The sequence below is a fragment of the Microbacterium sp. A8/3-1 genome, assembly GCF_040267695.1.
Classification (GTDB): domain Bacteria; phylum Actinomycetota; class Actinomycetes; order Actinomycetales; family Microbacteriaceae; genus Microbacterium; species Microbacterium luteolum.
Window position 1 is genome coordinate 3,862,706 of sequence record NZ_CP158357.1, and the last position, 24,941, is coordinate 3,887,646.

The 24,941-nt window shown below is 70.3% G+C and carries 28 protein-coding genes; 13 read left to right on the forward strand and 15 right to left on the reverse strand.

Going from position 1 to position 24,941, the window contains the following annotated elements:
- The first annotated feature begins 121 nt into the window (after positions 1–121).
- Genes ABS642_RS18840 through ABS642_RS18860 form a run of 5 tightly spaced genes read left to right on the forward strand, consistent with a single transcriptional unit; the run spans position 122 to position 5,581 of the window.
- On the forward strand, positions 122–496 hold the full coding sequence (locus ABS642_RS18840; protein ID WP_350351336.1) for a DUF427 domain-containing protein: 375 nt from the start codon (positions 122–124) through the stop codon (positions 494–496).
- A 34-nt stretch (positions 497–530) separates the two neighbouring features.
- Positions 531–2,087: an ABC transporter substrate-binding protein gene (locus tag ABS642_RS18845; RefSeq protein ID WP_350351337.1), complete on the forward strand. Its 1,557-nt coding sequence runs from the start codon at positions 531–533 to the stop codon at positions 2,085–2,087.
- 5 nt (positions 2,088–2,092) lie between these two features.
- Positions 2,093–3,136 carry an ABC transporter permease gene (locus tag ABS642_RS18850; protein WP_350351338.1) on the forward strand — a complete coding sequence of 348 codons (1,044 nt, stop codon included), beginning with the start codon at positions 2,093–2,095 and terminating at the stop codon, positions 3,134–3,136.
- A 1-nt stretch (position 3,137) separates the two neighbouring features.
- The gene (locus tag ABS642_RS18855) at positions 3,138–4,022 is read left to right on the forward strand and encodes an ABC transporter permease (protein ID WP_350351339.1); all 885 of its coding nucleotides are present in this window, start codon (positions 3,138–3,140) and stop codon (positions 4,020–4,022) included.
- The gene (locus tag ABS642_RS18860) at positions 4,019–5,581 is read left to right on the forward strand and encodes an ABC transporter ATP-binding protein (protein ID WP_350351340.1); all 1,563 of its coding nucleotides are present in this window, start codon (positions 4,019–4,021) and stop codon (positions 5,579–5,581) included. Before ABS642_RS18855 ends, ABS642_RS18860 begins: the two co-directional genes overlap by 4 nt.
- A gap of 43 nt (positions 5,582–5,624) precedes the next feature.
- Here the strand turns inward: ABS642_RS18860 and ABS642_RS18865 are convergent, their stop codons facing one another.
- From ABS642_RS18865 to ABS642_RS18875, 3 genes are read right to left on the reverse strand one after another with little or no spacing between them, the layout of a single operon-like run.
- On the reverse strand, positions 5,625–6,875 hold the full coding sequence (locus ABS642_RS18865) for a catalase (RefSeq protein WP_350351341.1): 1,251 nt from the start codon (positions 6,873–6,875) through the stop codon (positions 5,625–5,627).
- A 4-nt stretch (positions 6,876–6,879) separates the two neighbouring features.
- Positions 6,880–7,269 (reverse strand): DUF427 domain-containing protein, encoded by a 390-nt coding sequence (locus tag ABS642_RS18870; protein WP_350351342.1) that lies wholly within the window; start codon positions 7,267–7,269, stop codon positions 6,880–6,882.
- The gene (locus ABS642_RS18875; RefSeq protein ID WP_350351343.1) at positions 7,266–8,147 is read right to left on the reverse strand and encodes a DUF427 domain-containing protein; all 882 of its coding nucleotides are present in this window, start codon (positions 8,145–8,147) and stop codon (positions 7,266–7,268) included. Before ABS642_RS18875 ends, ABS642_RS18870 begins: the two co-directional genes overlap by 4 nt.
- A 159-nt stretch (positions 8,148–8,306) precedes the next feature.
- On the opposite strand from ABS642_RS18875, the gene ABS642_RS18880 reads away from it, so the two are divergent.
- From ABS642_RS18880 to ABS642_RS18895, 4 genes are read left to right on the forward strand one after another with little or no spacing between them, the layout of a single operon-like run.
- On the forward strand, positions 8,307–9,356 hold the full coding sequence (locus ABS642_RS18880; RefSeq protein WP_350351344.1) for an LLM class flavin-dependent oxidoreductase: 1,050 nt from the start codon (positions 8,307–8,309) through the stop codon (positions 9,354–9,356).
- Positions 9,353–10,681, forward strand: a complete 1,329-nt coding sequence (locus ABS642_RS18885) for an LLM class flavin-dependent oxidoreductase (protein WP_350351345.1) — start codon at positions 9,353–9,355, stop codon at positions 10,679–10,681. The genes ABS642_RS18880 and ABS642_RS18885 overlap by 4 nt, the downstream gene beginning before the upstream one ends.
- Positions 10,678–12,021, forward strand: a complete 1,344-nt coding sequence (locus ABS642_RS18890; RefSeq protein WP_350351346.1) for an NtaA/DmoA family FMN-dependent monooxygenase — start codon at positions 10,678–10,680, stop codon at positions 12,019–12,021. Before ABS642_RS18885 ends, ABS642_RS18890 begins: the two co-directional genes overlap by 4 nt.
- 33 nt (positions 12,022–12,054) lie before the next feature.
- A complete protein-coding gene (locus ABS642_RS18895; protein WP_350351347.1) occupies positions 12,055–13,320 on the forward strand; it encodes a hypothetical protein in 1,266 nt (421 codons plus the stop codon).
- On the opposite strand, the gene ABS642_RS18900 is transcribed toward ABS642_RS18895, so the two are convergent.
- The 5 genes from ABS642_RS18900 to ABS642_RS18920 all read right to left on the reverse strand — a co-directional run bounded on the left by ABS642_RS18900 (position 13,207) and on the right by ABS642_RS18920 (position 16,110).
- On the reverse strand, positions 13,207–13,695 hold the full coding sequence (locus ABS642_RS18900) for a hypothetical protein (RefSeq protein WP_350351348.1): 489 nt from the start codon (positions 13,693–13,695) through the stop codon (positions 13,207–13,209). The genes ABS642_RS18895 and ABS642_RS18900 overlap by 114 nt on opposite strands.
- The gene (locus ABS642_RS18905) at positions 13,692–14,261 is read right to left on the reverse strand and encodes a hypothetical protein (RefSeq protein WP_350351349.1); all 570 of its coding nucleotides are present in this window, start codon (positions 14,259–14,261) and stop codon (positions 13,692–13,694) included. Before ABS642_RS18905 ends, ABS642_RS18900 begins: the two co-directional genes overlap by 4 nt.
- Positions 14,258–14,935: a hypothetical protein gene (locus ABS642_RS18910; protein ID WP_350351350.1), complete on the reverse strand. Its 678-nt coding sequence runs from the start codon at positions 14,933–14,935 to the stop codon at positions 14,258–14,260. The genes ABS642_RS18905 and ABS642_RS18910 overlap by 4 nt, the downstream gene beginning before the upstream one ends.
- A gap of 52 nt (positions 14,936–14,987) precedes the next feature.
- Complete coding sequence (locus ABS642_RS18915) at positions 14,988–15,143, reverse strand: hypothetical protein (protein ID WP_350351351.1); 156 nt, start codon at positions 15,141–15,143, stop codon at positions 14,988–14,990.
- A 118-nt stretch (positions 15,144–15,261) separates the two neighbouring features.
- Positions 15,262–16,110, reverse strand: coding sequence for an endo alpha-1,4 polygalactosaminidase (locus ABS642_RS18920; RefSeq protein WP_350351352.1), 849 nt, complete (start codon positions 16,108–16,110; stop codon positions 15,262–15,264).
- A gap of 96 nt (positions 16,111–16,206) precedes the next feature.
- Between ABS642_RS18920 and ABS642_RS18925 the strand changes: the two genes are divergently transcribed.
- Complete coding sequence (locus tag ABS642_RS18925) at positions 16,207–16,773, forward strand: NADPH-dependent FMN reductase (protein WP_350351353.1); 567 nt, start codon at positions 16,207–16,209, stop codon at positions 16,771–16,773.
- 55 nt (positions 16,774–16,828) lie between these two features.
- Here ABS642_RS18925 and ABS642_RS18930 read toward each other — a convergent pair whose 3' ends face one another.
- The 4 genes from ABS642_RS18930 to ABS642_RS18945 form a co-directional block, all read right to left on the reverse strand.
- The gene (locus ABS642_RS18930) at positions 16,829–17,524 is read right to left on the reverse strand and encodes a DUF899 family protein (protein ID WP_350351354.1); all 696 of its coding nucleotides are present in this window, start codon (positions 17,522–17,524) and stop codon (positions 16,829–16,831) included.
- Between the two features lie 83 nt (positions 17,525–17,607).
- On the reverse strand, positions 17,608–19,005 hold the full coding sequence (locus tag ABS642_RS18935; RefSeq protein WP_350351355.1) for an MFS transporter: 1,398 nt from the start codon (positions 19,003–19,005) through the stop codon (positions 17,608–17,610).
- 44 nt (positions 19,006–19,049) lie between these two features.
- On the reverse strand, positions 19,050–20,150 hold the full coding sequence (locus ABS642_RS18940; protein ID WP_350351356.1) for a YbdK family carboxylate-amine ligase: 1,101 nt from the start codon (positions 20,148–20,150) through the stop codon (positions 19,050–19,052).
- 7 nt (positions 20,151–20,157) lie between these two features.
- Entirely contained in the window at positions 20,158–20,424 is a 267-nt protein-coding gene (locus tag ABS642_RS18945) for a Rho termination factor N-terminal domain-containing protein (RefSeq protein ID WP_282216098.1), read from the reverse strand.
- 125 nt (positions 20,425–20,549) lie between these two features.
- Between ABS642_RS18945 and ABS642_RS18950 the strand changes: the two genes are divergently transcribed.
- A complete protein-coding gene (locus ABS642_RS18950; RefSeq protein ID WP_162836769.1) occupies positions 20,550–20,714 on the forward strand; it encodes a hypothetical protein in 165 nt (54 codons plus the stop codon).
- 33 nt (positions 20,715–20,747) lie between these two features.
- On the opposite strand, the gene ABS642_RS18955 is transcribed toward ABS642_RS18950, so the two are convergent.
- Positions 20,748–20,933 carry a CsbD family protein gene (locus tag ABS642_RS18955; RefSeq protein ID WP_116635548.1) on the reverse strand — a complete coding sequence of 62 codons (186 nt, stop codon included), beginning with the start codon at positions 20,931–20,933 and terminating at the stop codon, positions 20,748–20,750.
- 193 nt (positions 20,934–21,126) lie between these two features.
- On the opposite strand from ABS642_RS18955, the gene ABS642_RS18960 reads away from it, so the two are divergent.
- Positions 21,127–21,531 (forward strand): hypothetical protein, encoded by a 405-nt coding sequence (locus tag ABS642_RS18960; protein WP_350351357.1) that lies wholly within the window; start codon positions 21,127–21,129, stop codon positions 21,529–21,531.
- Here ABS642_RS18960 and ABS642_RS18965 read toward each other — a convergent pair whose 3' ends face one another.
- Positions 21,532–21,879: a hypothetical protein gene (locus ABS642_RS18965; protein ID WP_350351358.1), complete on the reverse strand. Its 348-nt coding sequence runs from the start codon at positions 21,877–21,879 to the stop codon at positions 21,532–21,534.
- Positions 21,880–22,186: 307 nt separating this feature from the next.
- Here ABS642_RS18965 and ABS642_RS18970 point away from each other — a divergent pair, with 307 nt between their 5' ends.
- Positions 22,187–22,681: an FBP domain-containing protein gene (locus ABS642_RS18970; RefSeq protein ID WP_282216102.1), complete on the forward strand. Its 495-nt coding sequence runs from the start codon at positions 22,187–22,189 to the stop codon at positions 22,679–22,681.
- Here the strand turns inward: ABS642_RS18970 and ABS642_RS18975 are convergent.
- Positions 22,678–24,930 carry a glycoside hydrolase family 3 N-terminal domain-containing protein gene (locus ABS642_RS18975; RefSeq protein WP_350353467.1) on the reverse strand — a complete coding sequence of 751 codons (2,253 nt, stop codon included), beginning with the start codon at positions 24,928–24,930 and terminating at the stop codon, positions 22,678–22,680. The genes ABS642_RS18970 and ABS642_RS18975 overlap by 4 nt on opposite strands.
- Between the last annotated feature and the right edge of the window lie 11 nt (positions 24,931–24,941).

Sequence of the window (24,941 nt, forward strand, 5' to 3'; positions counted from 1 at the left end):
CGCCTTCCGATGGTCCATGACGACACGCGGCGACATGCGTCGTCACGGTGCGGAACCTCCCTTCATGTCCCGCTGAGGGGGCGCTTATATGGGCGTACCCACGAACCACGGAGGAGCATCCATGTCCGAGACCACCGCCGAGCGCGCGCATCGCGTCACCACCGAACCCGCCGCGCACCGCGTGCGCGTGACCGCCGGGGACCAGGTGATCGCGGACTCGACGCGCGCCATCGTGCTGCACGAGACGGATCACGCCGACCGCTTCTACCTGCCCCGTGAGGACGTGAACTGGGATCTGCTGCAGCCGACCGCATCGCGCACGCACTGCCCCGTCAAGGGCGACGCCGACGACTACTGGGCGCTCAGGACCGAGCCCGGCACCGACGTCGCCTGGTCCTACCCGAGCCCGTTCGACTACCTGCAGACCATCGCCGGGTACGTCGCCTTCTACTCCGAGCGCGTCCAGGTGGATGCCGCCGAGCTCCTGCCGCGCTGACGCGACGCCCGCACCCGAACCGAGGACACCGCACATGACCCTTCTCACCTCCCACCCCGCCCGCCGTCGGCGAACGCTCGTCTCGGCGGCCGCCGTCAGCGCGACCCTGCTGGCGCTCACGGGATGCGCGACCACCACGGCATCCGGTGACGACACCGACGGGTCGGCCGAAGCGGTCTACCGCATCGGCATCACCGAACCCGGAGCAGAGATCGACCCGCTGACGGTCGCCGACAGCGACGCGCAGCTGATCGCGGGACTCGTGACCGAGCAGCTCGTCAGCTTCACGGCCGACGGCGAGGCGCTGCCCCGTCTCGCCACCGAGTGGTCGGCATCCGACGACGGGCTGACCTGGACCTTCACCCTCCGGGACGGCGCCCGGTTCAACGACGGCTCCCCGGTCACGGCCGCCGACGTCGTGGCGACGTTCGAGGCGATCATCGGAGAGGACAGCGTGTCCCCGGCGAAGAGCGCGTTCACCGGCATCCTCGACGCGGTGTCGGATGCCGGCGACGGCGCGGTCGCGTTCACGCTCGCGCGCCCGTTCTCGGACTTCCCCCGTCTGCTCGCGGGCAACAACACCGGCATCCTGCCCGCCGACTACGAGCCCGGCACGTGGCTCGACGAGCCGGTCGGCGCAGGGCAGTTCCTGCTCGAGGACTACGAGGTCGGCCAGAGCATCAGCTTCGTGAAGAACCCCGACTACTGGAACGCCGACGAGATCGAACTCGACGGTGTGGAGCTCAAGATCTACAAGGATCCGCAGGCGTCGGTGCTCGCGTTCCAGGCCGGTGACATCGACCGCATCTCGATCACGCCCGACGTGCTCGCCACCGTGGATGTCGACGACTACGACACGCTGTCCAGCGGGTACAGCCACTTCTACGGCATCCACCTCGACGTCACGGAGGCGCCGTTCGACGACGCGACGATCCGCGAGGCGCTGGCGTGGGCGGTCGACCGCCAGGGCATCGTCGACGACGTCTACGGCGGAACCGCCGCCGTCGGCAACGACTACCCCGTGCTGCCGGACTACCTGCCGCAGCCCGAGGGCATTCCGCAGCGCGAGCAGGACCTCGACAAGGTCGCCGACCTGCTCGACGGGCGCACGGTGTCCTTCACGATCACGACGTCGTTCCAGCTCTTCGGCGAGGTGCTGCAGCAGCAGCTCAACGCCGTCGACGGCTTCGACGTCGACCTCGAGGTGCTCTCGGATGAGCAGTACTACGCCGAGGGCGCCGACTCCCCGTGGCTCAACGCTCCACTCACCGTCACCAGCTGGGGCAAGCGCGTGCCGTCGCAGTACTACGGCCTGTTCTACGCCGAGGGCGCGGCCTGGAACGCGGCCCACTACGCCAACCCGGAGCTGGGGCAGCTCGTCACAGCCTTCGACGCCACCACCGACGAGGCCGAGCGCGAGGCGCTGCTCACCGACATCTCGCAGATCGAGTGGACGGACGTGCCGACCATCATCCCGGCCCTGGTGCGATCGGAAGTGCTCCAGAACACGCGCGTGAAGGGCGAGTTCATCGCCCCGCTCGACTTCTGGTCCGGCTACAACTTCGCCGGCATCTCCGTCGAAGGGAAGTGACGACCGTGACCGCCAGCCTCTCGCCGGACGCGACCGCCTCCGCGCAGGCGTCCGCCCGACGAGGACTGGCGGTCCTCCGCGCCCGGCACAGCCAGGTGCCGCGTCTCATCGGTCAGCGCCTGCTGCAGGTGCCGCTCGTGCTGCTCGTGGTCTCGGGGCTGGTGTTCTGGCTGATCGAGATCGTGCCGGGCGACCCAGGGCGCAACGCGCTCGGGCAGTACGCGACAGCCGAGCAGGTGCAGGCGTGGAACGAGGCGCACGGCCTCACCGGGCCCATCATCGAGCGCTACTTCTCCTGGCTCGTCGGATTCGTCACGGGCGACTGGGGCACCAGCCTCATCTACGCCGCTCCCGTGCGGGACCTCGTGCTCGAGCGGCTCGGGAACTCGCTCTTCCTCGGAGCGGTCGCGTTCGTCGTCCTCGTTCCCGTCGCCTTCGCACTCGGGGCGCTGCAGGCGCGCCGGGAGGGCTCTCGCACCGATCGCGCGCTGACGATCGGACTGATGTCGCTCGCGTCGGTGCCGGAGTTCGTCGTCGGCGTGCTCCTGCTGATCGTGTTCAGCCTCACGCTCGGGTGGTTCCCCATCCAGTCCTCGATCAGCCTCGACGGCCCGCCGGCCGACGTGCTGCGCGCGCTCGTGCTGCCGGCGATCACTCTCGCCCTCGGCTATCTCTCGGTACTGGCGCGGATGACGCGCACCGGCGTGCTCGAGACGCTCGACTCGCAGTACTACCGCACCGCTGTCATCAAGGGTCTGCACGGCGCGCAGCTGACCGTCGGGCACGTCGCGCGCAACGCGGTGATCCCGACCGTCTCGCTGCTCGGCATCTACCTCGGCAGCCTCCTCGGTGGCAGCGCGATCGTCGAGACGCTCTTCGGGTATCCGGGTCTCGGCGCGCTGCTGGTCTCGGCCACGGTCGAGAAGGACATCTTCCTCCTCGAGTCCGGAGTCATGGTCACGGGGGTGGTCTCGCTGCTCGCCCTGCTCCTGACCGACATCGCCCTCGTGTTGATCGATCCCCGTGTCCGCTTCGAAGAGGGGGAGTGAGATGACCATCACCGCATCACGACCGGATGCCGAGATCGCCGAGCTCCGGATCCCCACCCGCTCCCGCTCGTCGCAGCTGCGCCGCTGGCGCGCGCTCCTCGCCCGCCCCAGCTTCACCATCAGCGCCGTCATCGTGCTCTTCTGGGTGTTCGCCGCCGTAGGCTGGCGCCTTCTCGGGCTCGATCCCTTCGGCGACACGGGCCAGCGCCTGTCCGCGCCGAGCGCTACCTATTGGTTCGGCACCGACCGGATCGGGCGCGACGTCTTCGCCCGCGTGCTCGCCGGCGCCGAACCCGCACTGCTGGTCGGGCCGTTCGGAGCCGCGCTCGCCACGACGCTCGGGTCGACGCTCGGCCTCATCGCCGGCTATCGACGAGGCTGGGTCGATCAGCTGTTCATGCGCGGCTTCGACATCTTCCTCACTCTGCCGACCCTGATCTTCCTGCTCGTGATCGTCGGGGCCTTCGGGGGGAGCCCGCTGACGATCATCCTCGCCGTCGGCATCCTCTTCGCGCCCGGCATCGCGCGGATCGTGCGGGCCGCCGTGCTCGTGGAGATGGGCAAGCAGTACGTTCCGAGCGCACGGATCCAGGGCGAGAGCGCCGCACGGCTGATCTTCCGCGAGCTGCTGCCGAACGTCTGGCCGCAGGTGCTCGTGCAGGCCACGCTGAGCATCGCCGGCGCGATCTTCCTCTCCTCGTCCCTGTCGTTCCTCGGCCTCGCGTCCGCGCCGCCGTCGCCGGACTGGGGACTCGCGGTGAATGAGAACCGCACCTATCTGCAGGCCGCCTGGTGGACGCTCGCGTTCCCCACGCTCGCGATCGCCTCGCTGGTGGTCTCTCTCAATCTGATCGCCGACAACTTCCGAGAGGTGTTCCGACGATGACCGAACCGTTGGTGAGCGTGCGCGGCCTGACCGTGGACTACGAGGTCGACGGACGACTGCAGCGCGCGGTCGACGGCGTCGACTTCGACGTGGCGCCACACGGCGCACTCGGACTGGTCGGTGAATCCGGCTCCGGCAAGAGCACGATCGCCTTCGCGCTCGCGCGCTTCCTTCCGGCGGGAGCGGTGATCTCGGCGGATCGCCTCACGGTGGACGGCGTCGACGTGCTGAGCCTGGGCACGCGTGCGCTGCGCGACTACCGCCGCACCCGGATCGGCTTCGTCTACCAGGAGCCTGCGCGGGCGCTGAACCCCACCCGCACCGTCGGCAGCCAGGTCGCCGAGACCTATCGGCTGCAGGGCCTCCGCGCCGAGGCCGCGCGGCGGGCGACGTTCGCGGCCTTCGACGACGTCGGGCTGCCCGACCCGACACAGCTCGTGCACCGCTTCCCGCATGAGCTCTCGGGCGGCCAGCAGCAGCGCGTGGTGATCGCGATGGCGCTCGCCGCGGACCCGCGCCTGCTGATCCTCGACGAACCGACCACCGGGCTCGACAGCCGCGTCGAGGCCGACGTCATCGCCCTCGTCGGACGACTCCGGCGCGAGCGCGGTTTCGCGACACTGCTGATCAGCCACGACCTGCCGCTCGTCGCGAGCCATGCGGAGCGCATCGGCGTGCTCGAGCACGGAGAGCTCGTCGAGTACGGCGAGGCGGGCGACGTGGTCGAGGCGCCGCAGCATGCCTACTCCCGACTGCTCGTGGCGGCGGTCCCGCCTCTGGATGCTCCCTCGCGATCCGCGGCGCCTTCGCATGCCGAGCCGCTGCTCTCGGTGCGCGGGGTGACCAAGCGCTACGGGTCGGCTCTCGCCCTCGACGACGTGAGCCTCGACATCGGCCGCGGCGAGGTGCTCGGCCTGGTCGGCGAGTCCGGGAGCGGCAAGACCACGCTCGGACGGGTCATCGCCGGCCTCGGCCGCGCGGACGGCGCCGTGACCCTGAACACGACGGATGCCGCGTCGCGGGTGCCCGTGCAGTTCGTGTTCCAGAGCCCCGACGCGTCGCTCAATCCTCGTCGGACGGTGCGCCAGACGCTCGCGCGCTCTATTCAGCTGCTGCACGGCGAGACCGATCCGGAGGAGCTCGCCGTATCCACCGGGCTCTCGCCGGAGGTGCTCGACAAGCTGCCAGATGAGCTCTCCGGCGGACAGAAGCAGCGCGTCGCGATCGCCCGGGCGTTCGCCGGCCGGAGTCCGCTCGTCATCTGCGACGAGCCGACGTCGGCGCTCGACGTGAGCGTGCAGGCGAAGGTGCTCGACCTGCTCGTCGAGCTGCAGGAGCGCACCGGGGTCTCGTACCTGTTCATCACGCACGATCTCGCCGTGGTCCGGCGCATCGCGCACCGTGTGGCCGTGCTGCGTCATGGCCGGATCGTCGAGACCGGCGCGGTCGACCAGGTGCTCGGCGACCCCCGGCATCCGTACACGGCATCCCTCGTCGATGCCGCACGAAGCCTGCGCGGCGGCACGACGCGAAGCGTCACGGAGATCGTCGCCGCGTGAGGACGGCGCTGACCGCGCGCGAATCGGGAGGCTTCGCGCGCGGTCAGCCCACGGCCGGGTCGACCTGCGCCCGGATCGCCGCGCCCTCGGCCGCGTCGATGCGGTCCCAGAACAGCAGGGCCCGCTCGCGGATCGCGGGATCCACGATGTCCGCGAGCTGCGACACCACGGTCGCGCGCAGCCGTGAACGCGCGGCGTCGTCGAGCACGCGGCGCACGAGGTCTCCCGCCTGACGGAAGTCGTCGTCGGGATCCCAGATCCGCGCGCGCCGGGCGAAGTCGTCGTCCCAGCCGCCGTCGACCGCGGTGAACGACACGGCGGCCCGACTCGCGAAGCCGTCCATGAGTCGGTGCTGATGGAAGCGCCAGTAGGCGTCGACGCGTGAGAGCAGCATCGGATCGGGACTCGGACCGATGCCGGGCACGAAGCTCGACGGCGCGAACGCGGCCTGCTCGATCTCGGCCAGCTCATCGTCGGGGTTGCGGTCGAGCACGAGCTTCCCGACCTCGATCAGGGGGTGGTCGGCCTTGGGCCAGACCTTCGTCAGATCGAAGGCGTTGAACGCGTCGGTGCGCGCCTCTTCGTAAGGCATCACCTGCACGGAGAGCGCCCAGGACGGATGCTCGCCGCGCTCGATGGCCGCGCGCAGATCGGCGCGCTGGTGGTCGACCTCGGTGTCGGCGATCGCGTCGGCCTGCTCCTCGGTCAGGTACTCGATGCCCTGGTCCGTCCGCAGGTGGTACTTGACCCAGAAACGCTCGCCGCCGGCGTTCACCCACTGATAGGTGTGCGAGCCGAAGCCGTCCTGGTGCCGCCACGACCGCGGGATGCCGCGGTCGCTCAGCAGCCAAGCGACCTGATGCGCGGTCTCGGGATGCGTGGTCCAGAAGTCCCACAGCCGGTCGTAGTCGTAGACGGTGCCGTCGCGGTACATCTTGTGCGCCACGACCAGCGAGGCGAACGTGGCCTCGTCGCGCAGGAAGAACACGGGGGAGTTGTTGCCGACCAGGTCGTACTCGCCGTCGTCGGTGAGGAACTTGACGGCGAAGCCGCGGAGGTCGCGCCACGCCTCGCGGCTGCCGCGGAACCCGACCGTCGCGGAGAACCGCGTGACGACGTCGACCCGTGCGCCCGGCTGAAAGAGCGATGCCGATGTGAACGCGCGCACATCGCCGGTCGTCTGGAAGAAGCCGAGCGCGCCCCCTCCCTTGGAGTGCCGGATGCGCACGGGGACCGGGCCGGGGTCGGCGACCGGGCGGTCGGCGCGTCGCGGCGCGGTCCCCGTGCTGGTCATCGGGTCACGCCCGCTCGCCGACCAGGCGGATCTCGAGCGTGTCGTAGAAGGCGATGTGCCCCGCGATCGGGGCGAAGGCGCTGATCGGCTCCGGGTACGACCACGCCGCAGGGGCATCCTCGTCGGTGTCGGCCAGGGCCCAGTAGTCACTCGCCACGCCCTTGAACGGGCAGAACGTGGTGCCCTCGATAGCCCGCAGCTGCGCGAGGTCGACGTCGGCACGCGGGAAGTACAGCCGCGTCGGCACATCGACCTCATGGAGCTCGATCACGCGCGCGCTCGAGGCGATCCGGCGGTCGCCGCTCCACACCTCCACGACGCCGTCGTGCCGTTCGAGGTGCACCAGGCCGTTCGTGGCGATCCCGGGTGCGTCGAGTACTGCTGCATCTGTCATGTCACTGCTCCTTCTCTCTGGGGTGCTGCTTCTCCGCGGGGATCCGCGAAGCCGACCTCGGACCGCCGACCGCGACGGCGGCCGACCTCGACGCCGTCGACGGTGATGTCGAGTCGTTCCGAGTAGAAGGCGATGCGGCCGGCGATCGGCGCGATGACCGGAAGAGGAGTCGGGTACGACCACGCGATCTCGCGGTCGGGACGATCGACTGTCGCCCAGTAGCTGCTCGCCTCGCCTTTGTACGGGCACTCGCTCCATCCGTCGATCTCCGTCAGCGCGGAGAAGTCGATGTCCTCGGCGGGCAGGTAGTAGCGGTTGGGGAGTCCGGTCTCGTAGACGATGACCGGATGCCGCGACTCGGCGAGCACCCGCTCGCCGTCGCGCACCACGACGTGTCGCGTGGACGGCAGCGCGTCGACGCGGTTGCGGGGGTCGCGGGGGTGCGCGAACACGCGGGCCTCTTCTTCGGTCCAGCAGTCGAGCACACCGGGGAACCAGGTCACCGCGAGGAAGCCGTCGAGCTCGTCGAGGTCCCAGGCCCACGCCGCGGCCGGGATGACGCGGTCGCCCACGGTCAGGTCGAACCAGCGGCGGGCCGGTCCCTTCGGCCGGTAGTACGCGGCAGCGGGTGGCTCTCCCGGAGTCAGCAGCTCCGTGCGGATGTCGGCGAGCGGAAAGCCGTACTCGGGCACCTTCGCGTCGGGCTCCCACACGAGGATCGGGCGGCGGGAGTCGACGACGGCGAGGTCGTCCACCCAGCCGCGCACCCAGCGCTCGCTCGGCTCCCAGCGCCAGGTCGGCGCCGTGAGCGGCACGCGCCGCACCAGCCGAGCACTCTCGCGCGGTTCCACGGCGGCGGGTGCGGTGGTCTCGGACATCGGTCCTCCTCGGGCTGACGATGGATTCATCCAAGGCCAGGACGACCGCTCCCCGTCGCCCGGTTGCCGTGCGTGACAGCGCATGACTCCGGATGACGCGCGCTGACCTCGCGTGTCCGCGCCCTCCGCGACAGGCTCGCGGCGCTCTAGCGTGGCGCCATGTCATCCACCGCTGCGTCTTCGCTCGTCGCGCCCGCCGGCGCATCCGCACCGCTCCGCATCGGGTTGTTCGCCCACCTCGCCGATCATCGCGGTGCCGTGGAGCAGACCTACCTCGATCATCTGGAGCTGTTCGTGCACGCCGAGTCGCTCGGTGTCGAGTCGGCCTGGGTTCGACAGTTCCACCTGGCCCGACCGGATGCCGGGCGGCTGGGCGGACTGCCCTCGCCCTTCGTGTTCCTCGGTGCGCTCGCCTCACGGACGACGACGCTGCGCCTGGGAACGGCTGCGATCACCCTCCCGCTGGAGCAAGAGCTGCGGGTCGCGGAGGATGCCGCCGTGCTCGACGCGATCAGCGGCGGCCGGGTCGAGCTCGGGCTGGCGAACGGCGGGCAGCCGCAGACCGCCGCAGCCTTCGGCGTCACCCCCATCGACGACCGCGAGAAGAGCAGGAGGGCATACCTCGCCGCGGTGGACCGGCTGACGGCCGCCTTGCGCGGACATCCGGTCACGGCCGACGGAGAGGTGCTCTCCCCGGCGCGACCGGAGCTCGCCGACCGCGTGTGGCACACGACGCTCACCGAGCGCAGCGCGTTCGAGACCGGTCGACGAGGCGAAGGCGTCCTGATCGGCACCACCCAGGTGGTCCCGGCCGAGATCTCCGCCGCGGCGTACCACCAGGGCGTCGAGGACGGGGGTGTCCCGCGCCTGGGGCTCTCGACCTGGATCTTCCCCGGCCGCAGCAGGGAGGAGGCGCTCTCTCGCGCGGAGGACGGGCTGCACGCGAAGTGGGAGTGGGCGAGGGACTTCCTGCCGGAGGCCCACTCGACGGCGCAGATCGCCGACCGGCTCACCTTGCATTACGGAACAGCGGACGACATCGCCGCCTCGATCGCGCGGCATCCGGCGTTCGCGTTCACGACGCACGTGCAGCTGCAGCTCGACGGCCTCTATCGCGACCTCGAGGAGCAGAAGGACGCGCTCGAGCTCTTCACGACGGAGGTCGCCCCTGCGCTCGCCGGTGCCACCCGTGCGGCGGTGGCCGCATGAGCCGCGCGCCGCTCGTGCTCGCCGCCGGCGTCTTCTACCCGGGAGGCGAGCACATCACGGGGTGGCGGTCGCCGGGGGCGGATCCGCACTCCTACCTCGACCTCGACTACTGGACCCGCTTCGCCGCCACGGCGGAGGACGGTCGGTTCGCGACCCTGTTCCTGGCCGACGAGCTGTACGTCTGGGATCGGTTCCGCTCCGGCATCGAGCACGGCACGAACGTGCGTCTCGAGCCGTTCACCCTGCTCAGCGCGCTGTCGCAGCGGACGAAGAACATCGGGCTCGCGGCGACCGTGTCGACGACATACAACGAGCCGTTCCACGTGGCCCGAAAACTCGCCTCGCTCGACCACCTGAGCGGAGGGCGCGCGGCGTGGAACCTCGTGACGAGCGCGAGCGACGAGGAGGCCCGCAACTTCGGTCGTGAGGCGCACCTCGAGCACGGCATCCGCTACGCACGCGGCGAGGAGTTCGTCGAGGTCGTCAACGGCCTCTGGGACGGCTGGGAGGACGACGCCTTCGTCTTCGACAAGGCGTCCGGACGCTATGCGGACCGGGCCAAGCTGCACGTCCTGGAGCACCGCGGCGAGCACTTCTCGGTGCGCGGCCCTCTCAACATCCCGCGTCCGGTGCAGGGTCATCCGCCGCTGTTCCAGGCCGGTGCCTCGGAGGCCGGGCGTGCTCTGGCCGGGCGTACGGCGGACGCCGTCTTCACCCTCGGAGGCGGATCGCTCGCCGCCGGACGCGACCTGTACGACGACTACAGGAACCGCGCCGTCGCGGCGGGCCGTGCGGCCGACGACCTGAAGGTCCTTCCGTGGTTCTCGCCCATCATCGGGGACACGCAGGCGCATGCCGAGGAGCGATTCCGCGAGCTCGCCGATCTCACGCCCGAGCGCGTGCAGGTCGATCTGCTCGCGCACTATCTGGGCGTCGACCTGGGGGAGCGCGACGTCGACGAGCCGTTCACGTTCGATTTCGACCTCGAGGGCTTCAACCAGTCGAAGTCCGGGTATCAGGCGATCGCCGACCTGTTGGCGACGCGCCCGTACACGCTGCGCGAGCTCGCCTGGGAGGTGCTGCGGAAGAGGTTCACCGTCGGCACGCCCGACACTCTCGCGGCACATCTCATCGAGCGATACGAGCAGCGCGCCGCCGACGGGTTCATCCTGATGGCGCCGACGCTGCCCGACACCCTGGACCGCTTCGTCGAGCACATCGTGCCTCGGCTCACCGACCACGGCATCTACCCGCGCGAGTACGCTGGCAGCACGCTGCGGGAGAATCTCGGACTCGAACGCCCCGCCGGAAGGTACGCCGCATGACCCGTCGACTGCTCCTCGGAGCCTTCCTCTTCCACCCGGGCGGCTCGCACGTGTCGGGCTGGCGTCACGAGACGGCGGAGCCGCACCGGCACGTCGACGTCGACTACTACGCGGACTTCGCCGAGACGGCGGAGCGCGGGGTGTTCGACACGATCTTCCTCGCCGACGGCCTCTACTTCTGGGACCGCTTCCCGTCGGGCGTCGACCACTACGGCCAGACCAGGCTCGAACCGCTGACCCTCCTGTCGGCGCTCGCCGCGCGCACGAGCCGCATCGGCCTGGCCGCCACGGTGTCGACCAGTTACAACGAGCCGTACCACGTGGCGCGAGCGCTCGCCTCGCTCGACCACATCAGCCAGGGGCGGGCGGCATGGAACCTGGTCACGTCCCGGTACCCCGAGGAGGCCCGTAACTTCGGCGGCGATGCGCACCTCGATCACGCCCTGCGGTACGAGCGCGGCGCCGAGTTCGTCGCCCTCGTGCAGCAGCTGTGGGACAGCTGGGCCGACGATGCGATCCTCGCCGACCAGGAGAGCGGGATCTTCGCCGATCCCGACAAGCTGCACACCCCGGAGCACCGCGGCGCGCACTTCGCGGTGCGCGGCCCGCTCAATGTGAGCCGGCCGCCGCAGGGATATCCGGTGCTGTTCCAGGCCGGCGGGTCGGATGCCGGGCAGGAGCTCGCCGCCGCCACAGCGGACGCCGTGTTCGCCCGTTCGCTCCCGCTCGCCGAGGCGCAGCGCTTCTACGCCGGGCTCAAGGCTCGCGTGGTGGCGCACGGCCGCGACGCCGACGACCTCGCGATCCTCCCGCAGCTGCGACCGGTCGTCGCGGAGACCACGGAGGAGGCGCGCACGATCGCCGCCGGCATCCTGTCCTCGACGCCGGATGCGATCGTCGTCGAAGACGTGGCGCACTCGATCGGGCAGGCGCTGCCCGACGATCCGGATGCCGTGATCGTCGTCGCCCCCGGCGCCGGCACCGACAGCGACATCGCCAACGAGTCGAAGTCGCCGAATCGCCGGCTGGCCCGCCTGCAGTCGGGGGAGCGGTTGACAGCCCGCGACCTCTACGCGGAGTCGTTCTGGGAGTCGGTCTCGGTCGGCAGTGCACGAGAGATCGCCGACGACGTGCAGGAGCGCTTCGAGAACGGCGCCGCTGACGGGTTCGTCGTGCAGGCGCTCACGCAGCCGCAGGGCTTCCGCGATTTCGTCGACCTCGTCGTGCCCGAACTGCAGCGCCGCGGCCTGACCCGCACCGCGTACGAGGAGAGCACGCTGCGCGATCGGCTCGGTCTCGCACGTCCCGCTCGGCGGCTGCCGGAGCCGGTGCTGCGATGAGCGCGTGCGGTTGATCGCCGATACGGTGGGGGCATGCTCCAGGCCCTCCGCACCTTCGGGCGCATCCTCGCGCGGCACTGGCCCGCGCTGGTGGCCTGGTATCTCGGCGGCGAGGCCGTGCACCAGCTCCTGTTGCAGCTGGCCGGATTCGTCGGCGGGCTCACCACGCTCGGTGGGCTGCTCCTGCTGCCGCTGGCGGTCGCGGCGCGGCTCATCTCGTACGTCGCGATGTACCTCACGGTGCAGCCGTCGCTCCCGCATGCGGCGGGTGAAGAGGCTGCCGGCCCGCGTCGGTTCGCCCAGGCGATCCTGACCGCGATCCTGCCCTTCTTCACGTTCTCCGCCGCCTGGGGCATGCTCGACGCCGACCTCATCGAGTTCTTCCGGATCGCGAGCAGCATCGCGCTGCGCGACGCCGGATACGACCTCGCGCAGCTGGGCGATCGCGGCGGTCTCGTCTCGATCGGCGTGCTGCCGGTCGCCGTGCTCGTGATCGCCCTCGCCGTCCGCATCCTGATCGCCCGATTCGGCGGACGGCTGCCGTCGTGGACGCTCGTCGTCGCCGCCTACGCCGAGGTGCTCTGGACCTTCATGCTCTTCACGCTCGTGGGTCAGTGGTGGGCGAATGCGAAGGAGTGGATCGGTGAGCGTGCCGGAGCCGTGTGGCTCGAAGGCATCGGCGACTGGTTCGCAGCGAACCTCGTGCCGGTCGCGGCGCTGTGGGAGGGCGCGCTGTGGCTCATCGGCGTCCTCGTCGCCGCCGTCCTCTTCCCCGCGGCGTGGCTGACCATCGCCGGCGTCACCTACGGCGCCACGTTCGACACGACGCCGCCCGTGCTCCGTCGCCTCGAGGAGTCGCCGAAGGGCACGGTGTCCCGACTCACCCGGATCGTGGCCCAACGATTCGAGGAGCTGTGGGCGGCGGTGGCCCTGCTCTGGCGGGGCGGACCTGTCATCTTCGGATGCCTCGCGCTGGCCTACGCGGTATGGGCCTGGGCGGAGCAGCACGGATCGCGAGCGATGCTCGGCCTCTTCGGAGGCCAGGAGGTCGCGTTCTGGTCGAGCTTCCTCCCGCTGCTCCTCGTCGCGGTCGGTGTGATCGCCGAACCGCTGCGCGTCGCGATCGTGGCCACCGCCTTCGACGCGGTCATCGGCCGACCGGGGGCCGAGATGGGAACGCGCGAGTCAGAGCTCGACGGGGAACCGCGCGACCTCGCCGTCGCCAGGGATCTCGAGCACGAACGGCCCCTCGGCGTCGTCCGGCAGCAGGAACACGGCGAGGATGACGTACGGACCTGACTCCTCCTGACAGAAGGACTCGCCCGCATCGAACGGCACGTCCAGCACGGAGCGCGCGTTGCTCCAGACGCGGGCGCCCTCTGCCTCGGCGAGCGTGAACAGCCCGCAGGTCGTCGCATCGGAGCCGCCGCCGGATTCGATGCGGATGCTGAGGGTGCGGGAGCCGACCGGAGCGTCGAACTCGTCCCAGCGCGCGGAGTCCAGAGCGAGCGACTGTCCGGCGATCTCGGCGGATCCGTTCCGCGCGTCGATCACGGCCGTGTCGTCGGTCGAGGCCGGCAACACGTCGAACCACACGTGCACGCCGACGACCGCGACGACGGCCACGAGAAGGGCGATCAGCGCGACGCGCTGGCGGTGCCACCACGACGTCATGGCGCACCCAACCGGGGTTCGTCGATCTCGACGGCGGTGGCGGTCGGCACGTCGGCGAGATCGACCGGGAAGACGACCACGTCGTCGAGTTCGGGCGTCGGATAGCGGCCGCTCAGGCGCAGCTCTCCGGTTCCGGAGCGAAGGTCGGCGGGCAGCTCGAAGGCCAGCATCCCGACCGTATCCGTTCCCACGCGGAGCTCGGTGCCGACGAGCGTCGCCGGCGGCCGCTCGCTCGCCTGGAACAGCCGCCCGTCGATCAGGAGGCTGGCCACGCCGATCGCCGCATCGACCTCGGTGGTCGGGGCGGAGACGCTGAGCGTGACGACGAGCCAGTTGCCCTCGGCCTCCCACTCCGCATCGGCCATCGTGATGCGCCCGGTGCGGTCGACATCGACGACCGCGGCGGCCAGCGTGCGGGATGTCGCGATCCCGTCGTCGGCCGCGCCGACAGGGAACGGGTCCCGCAGCGCCGCTTCCGGCGGGGTGATCGCGGTCGCCACGGCGGCGACCGCGAGGAGCCCGGCCCCGAAGAACCAGGGCACCGCCCTGCGCGCCCGACGGCTCACGGCACCACGTCCAGATCCAGCTGCGCACGCAGTTCGGCGCGGCGCCACGTGATCGTCGATGCCGCGAGGATCACCTGACCGGACTGCTCCACGGCGTCGTAGGCATCGAGCCGCACGGCGCCCTCGTCGAAGGCAGCGGCGGTGGCGGCATCGTCGCGGACCGGCCAGGCGATGGTCACCTCCGCGGGCACGCCGGGCTGCAGGATGACCGCCCGGGTGGACTCGTCCGCGCGCCATGACCGCGCCGTGTCGGTGGGTGTCACGCCGGAGAGCGCGAGCATCGGCTCACGGCCGACGATCAGGCGGGACTCGACCCGGTCGGCAGAGCGCTCGACGCCGACCGCGCGGTCGGACAGGTTCTCCAGGCGAACAGTGACCAGCAGCAGGGTCTCGCCGGGCCCGGCCTCCAGGAACTGGCTCTCGACCGTGTCCGCGAGCTCCACGTCGAGCACCGAGACGGTGTACAGCGAGGTGCGCGCCTCATCGCCGGCCGCGACCATGGCCGGTGTCCGGGATGCCGGAGCGAGTCCTCCGAAGCCGATGAAGCCGGCGAGCAGGCCGACGACCGCCGCGGCGGCGATCCAGAGCGGTAGCGCCCGACGGCTGAACGCGGTGCGCGCCGCTCCGGCCGCGGCATCACGCACGCCGGCCGCCACCCCCTGCGTCCTCGTCACGAGGTCAGCCTAGCCGGGGCGGACCGCCCGTCGATCGGTGGCGTGCGCGCGGTCAGTCGCCTTCTTCGAGCGGGTCGGTCTCGCCGGCCTCGTGGTCGATGCCGTCGTCGGAGGTGAACACCTTGTCGTCTGCGGGCGTCTCGGCGGCGGCTTCTGCGGCGGCGTCGAAGGGACCGGAGTCCTGGGGATAGCTGCGGGGGTCGGTCATGAGATGTGTCCTCTCGGGTCGGATGCCCAGACTCCCGCACGCGGTGCCCGTGCGCGCGCCCGTTGACAGGGCGCGGATCGTCTGAGAGCCGCCTCGCCGGAGGTCGGCAGGCAGCTGCTCAGTCCGCGCACGCCTCGAACACGTGGCCGTCGTCGGCGGGCGTGAGCAGGTCGCGATCCCGCAGGACCATCGACGCGGGTGAGCTCTCGTCGGCGCACATCTCCGCGAACGTCCGAGGCAGCTCGTCGGTGTACTCGATGTCGATCACGGCATCTCCGTAGACCGCCGTGTACGCCCCGCACTCCTCGTAGGCCGCGCACTCCTCGGTGACGGCGAAGTCGAATCCGGCCTGCTCGTGCAGCACGGCGGCGTCTTCGGCGGAATTCTTCTGACCGGCCGCCAACCCCGCGCGGTGCGCGGCGTCGACGAGAACGACGGCGAGCGCCAGATTGTCGTCGAGGGAGAGCGCCCCGTCCGAGCGGGTGTAGGTGTCGAGGTTGTCGAACTCGACCGCGTCGAATCCGGCATCCGCGCAGCCCTCGATCCATGCCACGACCTGCGCGGCGATCCGCTCGCGGCGATCCGGGGTCGACGTGTCGAGGAGCGCCTCATCCGGCCAGTCCGGGTCGAACACGACGTCGCCGTCGCGATGCAGCAGCAGGTCGACGTCCCACGCCTCGAGCTCGCCCGGCTGGGTCTGGAAGCCGTTCAGGTAGCAGACGGAGTAGATGCCGGGCGCAGGCTCGGCCGCGCGGTCGCGCCCGACGATGCCGACCTCGGCGGCGGGTTCGTACGCGCCGCCGAGCTGGTAGTCGACCACGGCTCCGGCGGGAGGGGGCGACCAGTCGCCGGACGGAGCGGATGCCGTCGGGGCCTCGGTCGCCGCGGCGCAGCCGGTGAGGCCGAGCAGGATTCCGGCGGCCGCAACGAAGCGGAGACCGCGGACGAAGGCGTGTCGACGGAGCATTCCAGAAATCTATCGCCGCCGATCGGGAATTCTCCGAGGGGAGGCATCGTTGCCGTTACATGCAATTGCATGGACCTTGGAAAGGACCTCATCGGTATGACCATCTACAACGTCGGCTTCCTCGTCGGCAGCATCTCTTCGACCTCGATCAACCGCCGGCTCGCGCGTGCTCTGGTGAAGCTCGCCCCGCAGGCCGATCTCACGCTGACCGAGATCCCGATCGCCGACCTCCCGTTCTACTCGGCCGACCACGACAGCGCGATCCCGGCCGAAGCCGCCGAGTTCAAGAAGGGCATCGAGGCGTCCGACGCGATCATCCTCGTCACTCCCGAGTACAACCGGTCGCTCCCCGGGGTGCTGAAGAACGCACTCGACACCGCGAGCCGCCCGTGGGGTCAGAACAGCTTCGCCGGAAAGCCCTCCGCCGTCATCGGGGGCTCGATCGGACCGATCGGCACCGCGGTCGCCCAGCAGCAACTGCGCTCGATCCTGTCGTTCCTCGCCTCGCCCGAGCTGTCGCAGCCCGAGGCGTACATCCACATGCGCGACGGACTGTTCACCGAGGACGGCGAGGTCACCGATGACTCGACCGTCGAGTTCCTCGTCTCCTGGCTGAAGGCCGTGCACACGCACATCGCGAAGACGCTCAGCCCCGTCACCTGACGCCCGACGTCGAAGGGGCTCGCGCGGTGCGCGGGTCCCTTCGTGTCTCCCGGCCTCAGCTCCCGGCGCCGTACAGCGCCGCGACCTCTTTCGAACCCATGCCCTGGTCGTAGGTGCCATGCTGCGGCCAGCCCTCGGGAGAGTCCTCCCATTCCTCCTGCCGGCCGTAGGGGAGGACGTCGACGAGAGCCTGCAGATGGCTGAAGCGCTCGGTCCCGCGACCGTTCGTGTGCCAGGTGCGGTAGACGGTGTCGCCGTCGCGCAGGAACACGTTCACCGCGAACCCGGCGTCGGGCGGCGCGTCGACGTCGGCACCGAACGTGCTGTCCGCGCTCGAGTACCACTCCATCCGGTTCCCCACGCGGTCGCGGTAGGCGAGGGCCTCGTCGATCGGACCGTTCGTGACGATCACGAAGCGCGCGTCGTAGTAGCGCTCGAGGAAGTCCAGGCGCGTGAACTGCGACGTGAACCCGGTGCAACCCGGGCACTGCCACTCGTTCCCGTCCGACCACATGTGGTTGTAGACGATGAGCTGCGAGCGTCCGTCGAAGATGTCGGCGAGCCGCACCGGGCCGTCGGCGCCCACGAGCGTGTACTCCGGCATCCGCACCATCGGAAGACGGCGGCGCTGCGCCGCGATGGCGTCGAGCTCCCGGGTGGCGGCTTTCTCGCGCACCCGCAGTTCGTCGAGCTCACGCTGCCAGGTCTCGGCGTCGACGACGGGCGGAAGGGGCGTCTGGGCAGTGCTCACGGTGACCTCCGGTTGCGGGAAGACGGTGCCTCCAGTGTGCGCGCGGCCGCCGACAGGGTCAATGAGGTCGATGAGGCGGAGGGTCACCGAGGATCGAGATCGGATGCCGCAGCCTCCGCCGGCGCGACCTCGGCCGGGTTCCGTCGGATCCCGATCCACGACACGACGCCGCCGAGCACCAGCAGCGACGCGGTGACCCAGGCGGCGTTGTGGAATCCGCCGAGGTCGAGCGCTCCGCCGACGATGGTCGACAGCATCGCGACCACGAGCAGACCGGCGACGCGCGACACCGCGTTGTTCACGGCCGAGGCTATGCCGGAGTGCTTCTCGTCGATGGCGCCGAGGATCGCCGCGGTGAGCGGGGCCACGGTCAGGGACAGACCGAGGCCCATCACGATCATCGCCGGGAGCACCTGCCACCAGTAGTCGAAGTCCGCGCCGACCGTGAGCAGCAGCAGTGCTCCGGCGGCCATCACGATCGGGCCGACGGTCATGAAGATGCGCGGGCCCCAGCGTCCTGCCCACGCGCCGGCGCGCGAGCTGAGCAGGATCATCAGGATCGTCATCGGCAGGCTGGCGAGACCGGCGGCCGTGGCGCTGAGCCCTGCGCCCTGCTGCAGGTACACGCCGACGACGAAGCCGTTGAGCGAGAGCGCGGCGTAGACGAAGAGCGTCGCCAGGTTGCCCCAGCCGAAGTCGCGCACGCGGAAGAGCCACAGCGGCATGAGCGGCGCCGATGTTCCACGCTGACGAAGCAGGAACATCACGAACAGGGCGACGCCGACGACAGCGGGAAGCCAGATCGCGGGGGACTGCCAGCCGAGGTTGGGCTGTTCGATGAGCGCGAAGACCACGGCGCCGAGGCCGAGCGCGCACAGCGCTCCGCTCCACCAGTCGACCTTCGCGGTGCGCTCGTGCTCGGGCAGGTGCAGGCGGCTCAGCAGCACGAGGGTGATCGCAATCGGCACGACGTTGATGAGGAACACGAAGCGCCAGGACAGGAAGTCGACGAACAGGCCGCCGAGCAGCGGACCGACGAGCATCGCGCCGGTCGTGAACGCCGTCCAGACGCCGATGGCCTTGGCCTGCACCTCGCCGCGCATCGTGGCCGTGATCAGCGCCAGCGAGCTCGGCACCAGGAGCGCCCCCGCCGCGCCCTGCGCCGCGCGCGCGATGATCAGCGTCAGCGGATCGAACGACGCCGCGACCGCGATGGATGCCACGCCGAAGGCGATCAGCCCGATGCGCATCACCAGCACGCGTCCATACGCGTCCGATACGGAGCCGGCCAGGAGGATCAGCGCGCTCAGGGTGATCAGGTAGGCGTCCACCACCCACTGCTGAGTGGTGATGCCGCCCCCGATCTCCCGGCTGATCGCCGGCAGCGCGACGTTGACGACCGTGCCGTCGAGGAAGGTGACGAAGGAGGCGAGCACCGCGATCGAGATCACGAGACGCTGAACAGGGGCGAAGGATGCCACAGGCCGAGACTACTCCCGGCGGCGGACGTCGGGGTCGGTGCGGATCAGGGCGTCGGCGTGCGATCCCGTCCGGTGATCGGCGCCGGGGTCCCGGCACGGAGGAGGGCGGCCAGGCCGCGGGTCCCGTCGGTCTCGAGAGCGCGCCGCTGCCGCGCGGCGCCGGTGCCGTCGACGCGGAGCCGTGCGAGGTGTTCCGAGACGAATTCCTCGTCGCCGAACTCCTGCAGCGCAGGCGTGCCGGCAGCCAGCATCCGATCGACGACGACCCAGGCGTCGGCCGCCTCGCCCGTCGTGGGATCGATGATGCGGGCGTCCATGCCCGAGCGTGCGGCGGTCCAGAGCGAGGCATCGATGCCGTCGAGGCGGTCGCCGTGCAGCGATCGGTCGTCGGACAGCAGGAGGGCACGGCAGAGCAGGGCGGCGAACACGGAGTCCTCGGGTTCCAGCTGCGCATCGAAGACGCGGACCTCGACCGTGGGGAACCGCTCCGACAGGCGCACCGCCCACGAGAGCGACGACGTCTCGCCGATCGCATCGAGGTCAAGGAGCTGCCGGATGCGGCCCCGATAGTCCTCGAGGTCGTGGAACCGCGGGGGACTCCAGGACGACGGGAGGCGGTGGATCAGCACACTCCTCCAGCTGGAGAAGGCGGTGTCGAGGCCGTCGGCGAAGGGACTGTTGCCGGTGAGGGCCAGCAGCACGGGGAGCCAGCCGCGGATCCGGTTGAGTGCGCGGACCCGCTCCTCATCGTCGGCGATCTCGACGTGCACGTGCAGGCCGTTCACCTCGTGGTCCCGGCTGAGGTGCCCGAGTCGGCGAGCGACGTCGTCGTAGTGCGGCGACGGGGAGATGACGGATGAGCGCGTGGTTGCGAAGGGGTTGCCCGTGGCAGCCGCGATGGCGTACTGCTCCTGCGCATGCCAGCCCACGATCGCTCGGAGGTGACGCAGCTGTGCCTCGGCATCCGCGCGGTCATGCACCGGCTCCGTCGCGGTCTCGAGCTGCGAGGTGAGGTACTCGGCCGTGACGCTCCCTCCGGTACGGAGTCGCGTGAATCGTTCACGGGTGCCTGCGGCCATGGCCAGCGGCACGAGGGCGTCTTCGTCGAGAAGGAGGAACTCCTCCTCGATGCCGAATCGCGCCATGGCGCGCTCAGTGGTTCCGGAGCGCGGAGATCAGCTCGGACTTGCGCTTGCTGCTGTAGCCGGTGAGGCCCAGCTCCTTGGCGCGCTTCTTCAGTTCGGGGACCGTCCAGTCGTCGTAGTCGCCCGACTCTCCGCCGCGGCGACCGACCGCCTTGCGTCCGTCGCGTGCCGCGGCGTTCGAGATGCGTGCCGCCTTCTCCTTGGACGCCCCGTCGTCGCGGAGCTCCTCGTACAGCTCCGGATCCTTCAGCGAGTTGTTCCGTCGTCCTGGCATGATCCGTGTCTCCTCCCGATGGCACCTGGGAGGCACCTGAGTCAACCCCCTGACGGGGAAAGTCGTACGTGGCTACGTTTGGTCGCTGTAGACGGGCGCACTGTGCCCCGGCGAAAGGAAATCTGATGAACATTCTGCTGATCATCGTCATCGTCGTCGCTGTGATCCTCGCGATCACCGGCGGACTCGTGCAGTCGCTTCAGTTCCTGCTCTGGGTCGGACTGGTCCTGCTGGCCATCGCTGTGATCGCCTGGTTGATCCGTGCGATCAGTGGGAGCCGACGGGCCTGACCCCAGCAAGTGAGGCCCGCCCGTCGGCGGGCCTCACTTGTCGAAAGCCGTCTTGGCGGCGTCCTTCACGTTCTCGCCGGCCTGCTTCGCCGAGGCCTTGACCTGGTCGGCCTTGCCCTCGGCTTCGAGCCGCTCGTTGTCCGTGACCTTGCCGAGGCCTTCCTTCGCCTTGCCGGCGGCCTTCTCGGCGGCGTTCTTGATGTCATCTGCGGCACTCATGTGCTGCTCCTCTCCTTGACGGATCGTTTGCACACACACCCTCGCAAATCGGCGGAGAGTCGGCCAAGGGATTGACAATCTCGGGATGCCGTGTCACCGCGCGACACCCGTCGACGGGAGCTCATCGAAGGACTAGCCTGGCGCCAGGCGGGTGTCCTGCCCGCGGACCTCTCGACGAAGGAAGCGGTGTGCGATGGACTCGATGATGATGGGCGCCATGTCGAAGAACATGGAGTCGATGACCGACGACATGGCCATGATGGACATGTCCGTCCTGCAGGCGTGCATGGACGCGTGCTCGGCCTGCGAGCAGGCCTGTACGGTGTGCTCCACTCAGCTGATGGACTGCGCCCCGGCGTGCATGAACTGCGCCGACATGGCAGGCACCATGATGCGTTCGATGATGCGGATGCAGGGGATGACCCCGGCGACCATGATGTCGATGCTCAACGCCTGCATCGCGATGTGCCAGCTGTGCATGGACGAGTGCATGAAGCACGCCGACCACAGCGAGGTCTGCAAGATGTGCGCTCAGGCGTGCCAGGCCTGCATGGACGCCTGCATGGCCATGAAGGACATGATGATGGCGAGCGTCTGATCAGGCCGCAGCGACGTTGAACTGCGTGCGGCCGACGGCCAGCACGCCGTAGCGCGCATGCAGGGCCACGGGAGTGCCCTGCGCTGCTTCCAGTGCTGCGCCCGAGCCGTTCCACAGCGCGTGCGCGGCGCCGTCAAGGCTGCGCACGACGAGGTCGCCGGTCGCGGCATCCGCCTGCTCCACGATGCCGTCGACCCACTCGGTCGGCGTCGCCGAGGCGATGCGCGCTTGGATCAGGTGCAGGGCGTGGCCGGGCGCGAACGAGGAGCACCGGTCGCCGTGCTGGCACATGCACGCCGCACGCTCACGCACCGGGAGGGGCGAAAGGCGGTTCAGCGGCGTGGACACGGTGGTCTCCTTCAGGATTGACGGATCGGGCGTTTCCGAAAGCGTAGGTCGGCATCCCGCGAGGCGGTAGGCGCCCCGACACGGAGTGAAACAAACGGGTGTAAGCTCGCCGGGTGCTGTTGTCGATGAGTGCCCTTTCGGGGCAGAACGGAGCCGCAGGCGCCTTCCGCGCCGCGGACAGAGGCTGAGGTCCAGCCGGAGACGGAACCCCCGTCGCCGGTGCTGCGTCATACCCGGCGTCCGTCGCCGGGAACCTCACCCCTGATCGACTCGCCCTCTGCGGCGACCACCTGAAAGCACATCTCTCATGCGTCCCATCGACGAGCGCGCCATCCGCGCCTCCTTCATCAACGCCTCCCGCAAAGAGGTCTCCGTCATCACCCTGCCCGCCGACTTCGCCGAGCTCGACTTCGACAAGCTCGACTACCTCGGCTGGACCGATCCGAAGATGCCGCGCCGCGCGTACGTCGTGGCGTGGATCGACGATGCGCCGGTCGGGGTCGTGCTGCAGCGCGCCGAGCAGCGCGTTCTCTCCCGCGCACAGTGCTCGTGGTGCGAAGACGTGACCCTCCGCAACGACGTGCAGCTGTTCGTCGCCCGCAAGGCCGGTCCCGCCGGTCGTAAGGGCGACACGGTCGGCAACCTCGCCTGCGCCGAGTTCGGCTGCTCGCGCAACGTGCGCGTCCTGCCGCCGCTGGCGTACCAGGGCTACGACCGCGAGCTCGCGCGCGAGATGCGCATCCTGCGGCTGCAGGAGCACATCGCCGGGTTCCTCCGCGAGGTCGCCGGAACGTCCGCCTAGACGACCTCGAACGTCGCCACGGTCTCCTCGTCATCGCAGGCGGCGCCGACCCAGAGGCGGAATCCGCCGGGCTCGACCCGGCGGGTTCCGTCGGCGCCGGTGAAGGCGAGGCGATCCACGGGCACGTCGAAGGTCACGAGCTCCTCGGCACCCGCGGCGAGGCCGATGCGCCGGAAGGCGATCAACTGCGCCACCGGACGAGTGACGCTGGCGACCTCGTCGTGCGTGTAGAGCTGCACGACATCGACCCCGTCGCGCTCGCCGGTGTTGCGCACCCGCACCGACACCCGCAGGTTCTCGCCGGCGGTCGCGGTCGCCGCGACCGTGAGGTCTTCGTGCGTGAAGGTCGTGTAGCCCAGACCGAATCCGAACGGCCGTGCGGGAGTCGGATCGGCGCTCGTGACGTCGGCACGACCACCGAGCACGGGATGCAGGTACGAGTACGGCTGCGAGCCCGCCGACCGCGGCATCGACACCGGAAGCCGCCCCGAGGGGGACACCCGTCCGCTGAGCAGGCTCGCAAGTGCGGGGCCGCCTTCCTCGCCGGGGAAGAACGCCTGCAGCACGGCCGCCGGGCGAGCGGTGTCCGTGGCGGAACCGGCAATCGAGGACGGCGCCGAGGAGTTCACGGCTCCCAGACCGACCATCGCGCCGACGGCGCCCGACCGGGGCGGAAGAGCCCAGTCCAGCGCGTAGGGGCGCCCGGTCATCGCGACCAGGACCACCGGAGTGCCGGTCGCGACGACCGCCTCGACGAGCTCGCGCTGTATTCCGGGCAGCTCGAGCGACTCGACGTCGTTGCCCTCGCCGACGGTGCCGCGGCCGAAGAGTCCGGCCCTGTCTCCGACGACGACGATCGCGACGTCGGCGGCTGATGCGTCGGCCACCGCGGCGGCGAGGCCGCTCCGGTTCGCGCTCTCCACATCGCTGCCGACCGCGTGCGTGATCACGGCATCCGGGAACTCCTCGCGCAGCGATTCGAGGACAGAGGGCAGCGCGATGCCGGCCGGCACCTCCGGGTGGTGGGCGAGCACATGGTTGACGAACGAGTAGCAGCCCATGAGCGCCTCCGCGCTGTCGGCGTTCGGGCCGATCACCGCGATGCGGGACGGGCCGGAGTCGACGAGAGGAAGGACGCCGTCGTTGCTCAGCAGCACGATCGATTCCTGCGCGAGGCGTCGGGCGAGAGCGCGGTGGGCGGGTGAGTCGAGATCGACGGATGCCGGAGGCGTCGAGAAGTCGGCGTCGAGCAGTCCGAGCTCCTCCTTCTGCGCCAGCACGCGTCCCACGGCGAGGTCGAGGACTTCCTGCGGCAGGCGGCCGTCGCGCACCTGCGCGGCGAGGGTGACATAGGCGTCCGGCGACGGCAGCTCGACGTCGATGCCCGCGGTGAGCGCGAGGCGCGCGGCATCCGCGGAGTCTGCGGCGACCCGGTGCATGCTGCGCAGGAAGTCGACCGCGAAGTAGTCGGAGACGACGACCCCGTCGAATCCCCAGCGATCGCGCAGGACGCCGGTGAGGTAGCGCGGATCCGCTCCCACGGGCACGCCGTCGATGTCGGTGTAGGAGTTCATCACGCTGCGCGCCCCGCCCTCCCGCACCGCCAGCTCGAACGGCGGCAGCAGGACGTCCTCGATCTCGCGCGACCCCGCGTGCACGGGAGCGTGATTGCGGCCGGCGCGCGACGCGGAGTACCCGACGAAGTGCTTGAGCGTGGCGTGCACACCGGTGGACTGCAGACCCCGCACGTAGGCGGTGCCGATGGTGCCGACGACCAGCGGATCCTCCGCGATGCACTCGTCCACCCGGCCCCACCGCGGATCGCGGATCACATCCAGCACCGGAGCGAGTCCCTGGTGGATGCCGAGCGCCCGCATCGAGTCGCCGATCGCCGCGCCCACCTCTGCGACGAGCTCCGGGTCGAAGGACGCGCCCCATGCCAGAGGCGTCGGGAACGTCGCCGCCTTCCACGCCGCGAGGCCGGTCAGGCACTCCTCGTGGACGATCGCGGGGATGCCGAGGCGGGTCTCCCGCTGCAGTCGCGCCTGCTCCGCCCAGAGCCACTGCGCGCGCTCGATCGGGTCGACCGGGCGCGTCCCGTAGACACGGGTGAGGTGGCCGATCCCGTCCGCACTCGCCTCCTCGTACCTCGACGAGCTCTTCTTCTCGCCGGCGAGGGGAGCCACGACCTCGTCGCCCTGGTCGACCCAGAAGCCGACGAGCTGGGCCTGCTTCTCCTCGAGCGTCATCTGCACGAGGA

Excerpts from the sequence above, each read along its gene's own strand:
- ABS642_RS18840 (WP_350351336.1), top strand. The coding sequence starts at position 122 with ATGTCCGAGACCACCGCCGAGCGCGCGCATCGCGTCACCACCGAACCC.
- ABS642_RS18845 (WP_350351337.1), top strand. The coding sequence starts at position 531 with ATGACCCTTCTCACCTCCCACCCCGCCCGCCGTCGGCGAACGCTCGTC.
- ABS642_RS18855 (WP_350351339.1), top strand. The coding sequence starts at position 3,138 with ATGACCATCACCGCATCACGACCGGATGCCGAGATCGCCGAGCTCCGG.
- ABS642_RS18860 (WP_350351340.1), top strand. The coding sequence starts at position 4,019 with ATGACCGAACCGTTGGTGAGCGTGCGCGGCCTGACCGTGGACTACGAG.
- ABS642_RS18865 (WP_350351341.1), bottom strand. The coding sequence starts at position 6,875 with ATGACCAGCACGGGGACCGCGCCGCGACGCGCCGACCGCCCGGTCGCC.
- ABS642_RS18870 (WP_350351342.1), bottom strand. The coding sequence starts at position 7,269 with ATGACAGATGCAGCAGTACTCGACGCACCCGGGATCGCCACGAACGGC.
- ABS642_RS18875 (WP_350351343.1), bottom strand. The coding sequence starts at position 8,147 with ATGTCCGAGACCACCGCACCCGCCGCCGTGGAACCGCGCGAGAGTGCT.
- ABS642_RS18880 (WP_350351344.1), top strand. The coding sequence starts at position 8,307 with ATGTCATCCACCGCTGCGTCTTCGCTCGTCGCGCCCGCCGGCGCATCC.
- ABS642_RS18885 (WP_350351345.1), top strand. The coding sequence starts at position 9,353 with ATGAGCCGCGCGCCGCTCGTGCTCGCCGCCGGCGTCTTCTACCCGGGA.
- ABS642_RS18890 (WP_350351346.1), top strand. The coding sequence starts at position 10,678 with ATGACCCGTCGACTGCTCCTCGGAGCCTTCCTCTTCCACCCGGGCGGC.
- ABS642_RS18895 (WP_350351347.1), top strand. The coding sequence starts at position 12,055 with ATGCTCCAGGCCCTCCGCACCTTCGGGCGCATCCTCGCGCGGCACTGG.
- ABS642_RS18900 (WP_350351348.1), bottom strand. The coding sequence starts at position 13,695 with ATGACGTCGTGGTGGCACCGCCAGCGCGTCGCGCTGATCGCCCTTCTC.
- ABS642_RS18915 (WP_350351351.1), bottom strand. The coding sequence starts at position 15,143 with ATGACCGACCCCCGCAGCTATCCCCAGGACTCCGGTCCCTTCGACGCC.
- ABS642_RS18920 (WP_350351352.1), bottom strand. The coding sequence starts at position 16,110 with ATGCTCCGTCGACACGCCTTCGTCCGCGGTCTCCGCTTCGTTGCGGCC.
- ABS642_RS18925 (WP_350351353.1), top strand. The coding sequence starts at position 16,207 with ATGACCATCTACAACGTCGGCTTCCTCGTCGGCAGCATCTCTTCGACC.
- ABS642_RS18940 (WP_350351356.1), bottom strand. The coding sequence starts at position 20,150 with ATGGCGCGATTCGGCATCGAGGAGGAGTTCCTCCTTCTCGACGAAGAC.
- ABS642_RS18945 (WP_282216098.1), bottom strand. The coding sequence starts at position 20,424 with ATGCCAGGACGACGGAACAACTCGCTGAAGGATCCGGAGCTGTACGAG.
- ABS642_RS18950 (WP_162836769.1), top strand. The coding sequence starts at position 20,550 with ATGAACATTCTGCTGATCATCGTCATCGTCGTCGCTGTGATCCTCGCG.
- ABS642_RS18955 (WP_116635548.1), bottom strand. The coding sequence starts at position 20,933 with ATGAGTGCCGCAGATGACATCAAGAACGCCGCCGAGAAGGCCGCCGGC.
- ABS642_RS18960 (WP_350351357.1), top strand. The coding sequence starts at position 21,127 with ATGGACTCGATGATGATGGGCGCCATGTCGAAGAACATGGAGTCGATG.
- ABS642_RS18970 (WP_282216102.1), top strand. The coding sequence starts at position 22,187 with ATGCGTCCCATCGACGAGCGCGCCATCCGCGCCTCCTTCATCAACGCC.
- ABS642_RS18975 (WP_350353467.1), bottom strand. The coding sequence starts at position 24,930 with ATGACGCTCGAGGAGAAGCAGGCCCAGCTCGTCGGCTTCTGGGTCGAC.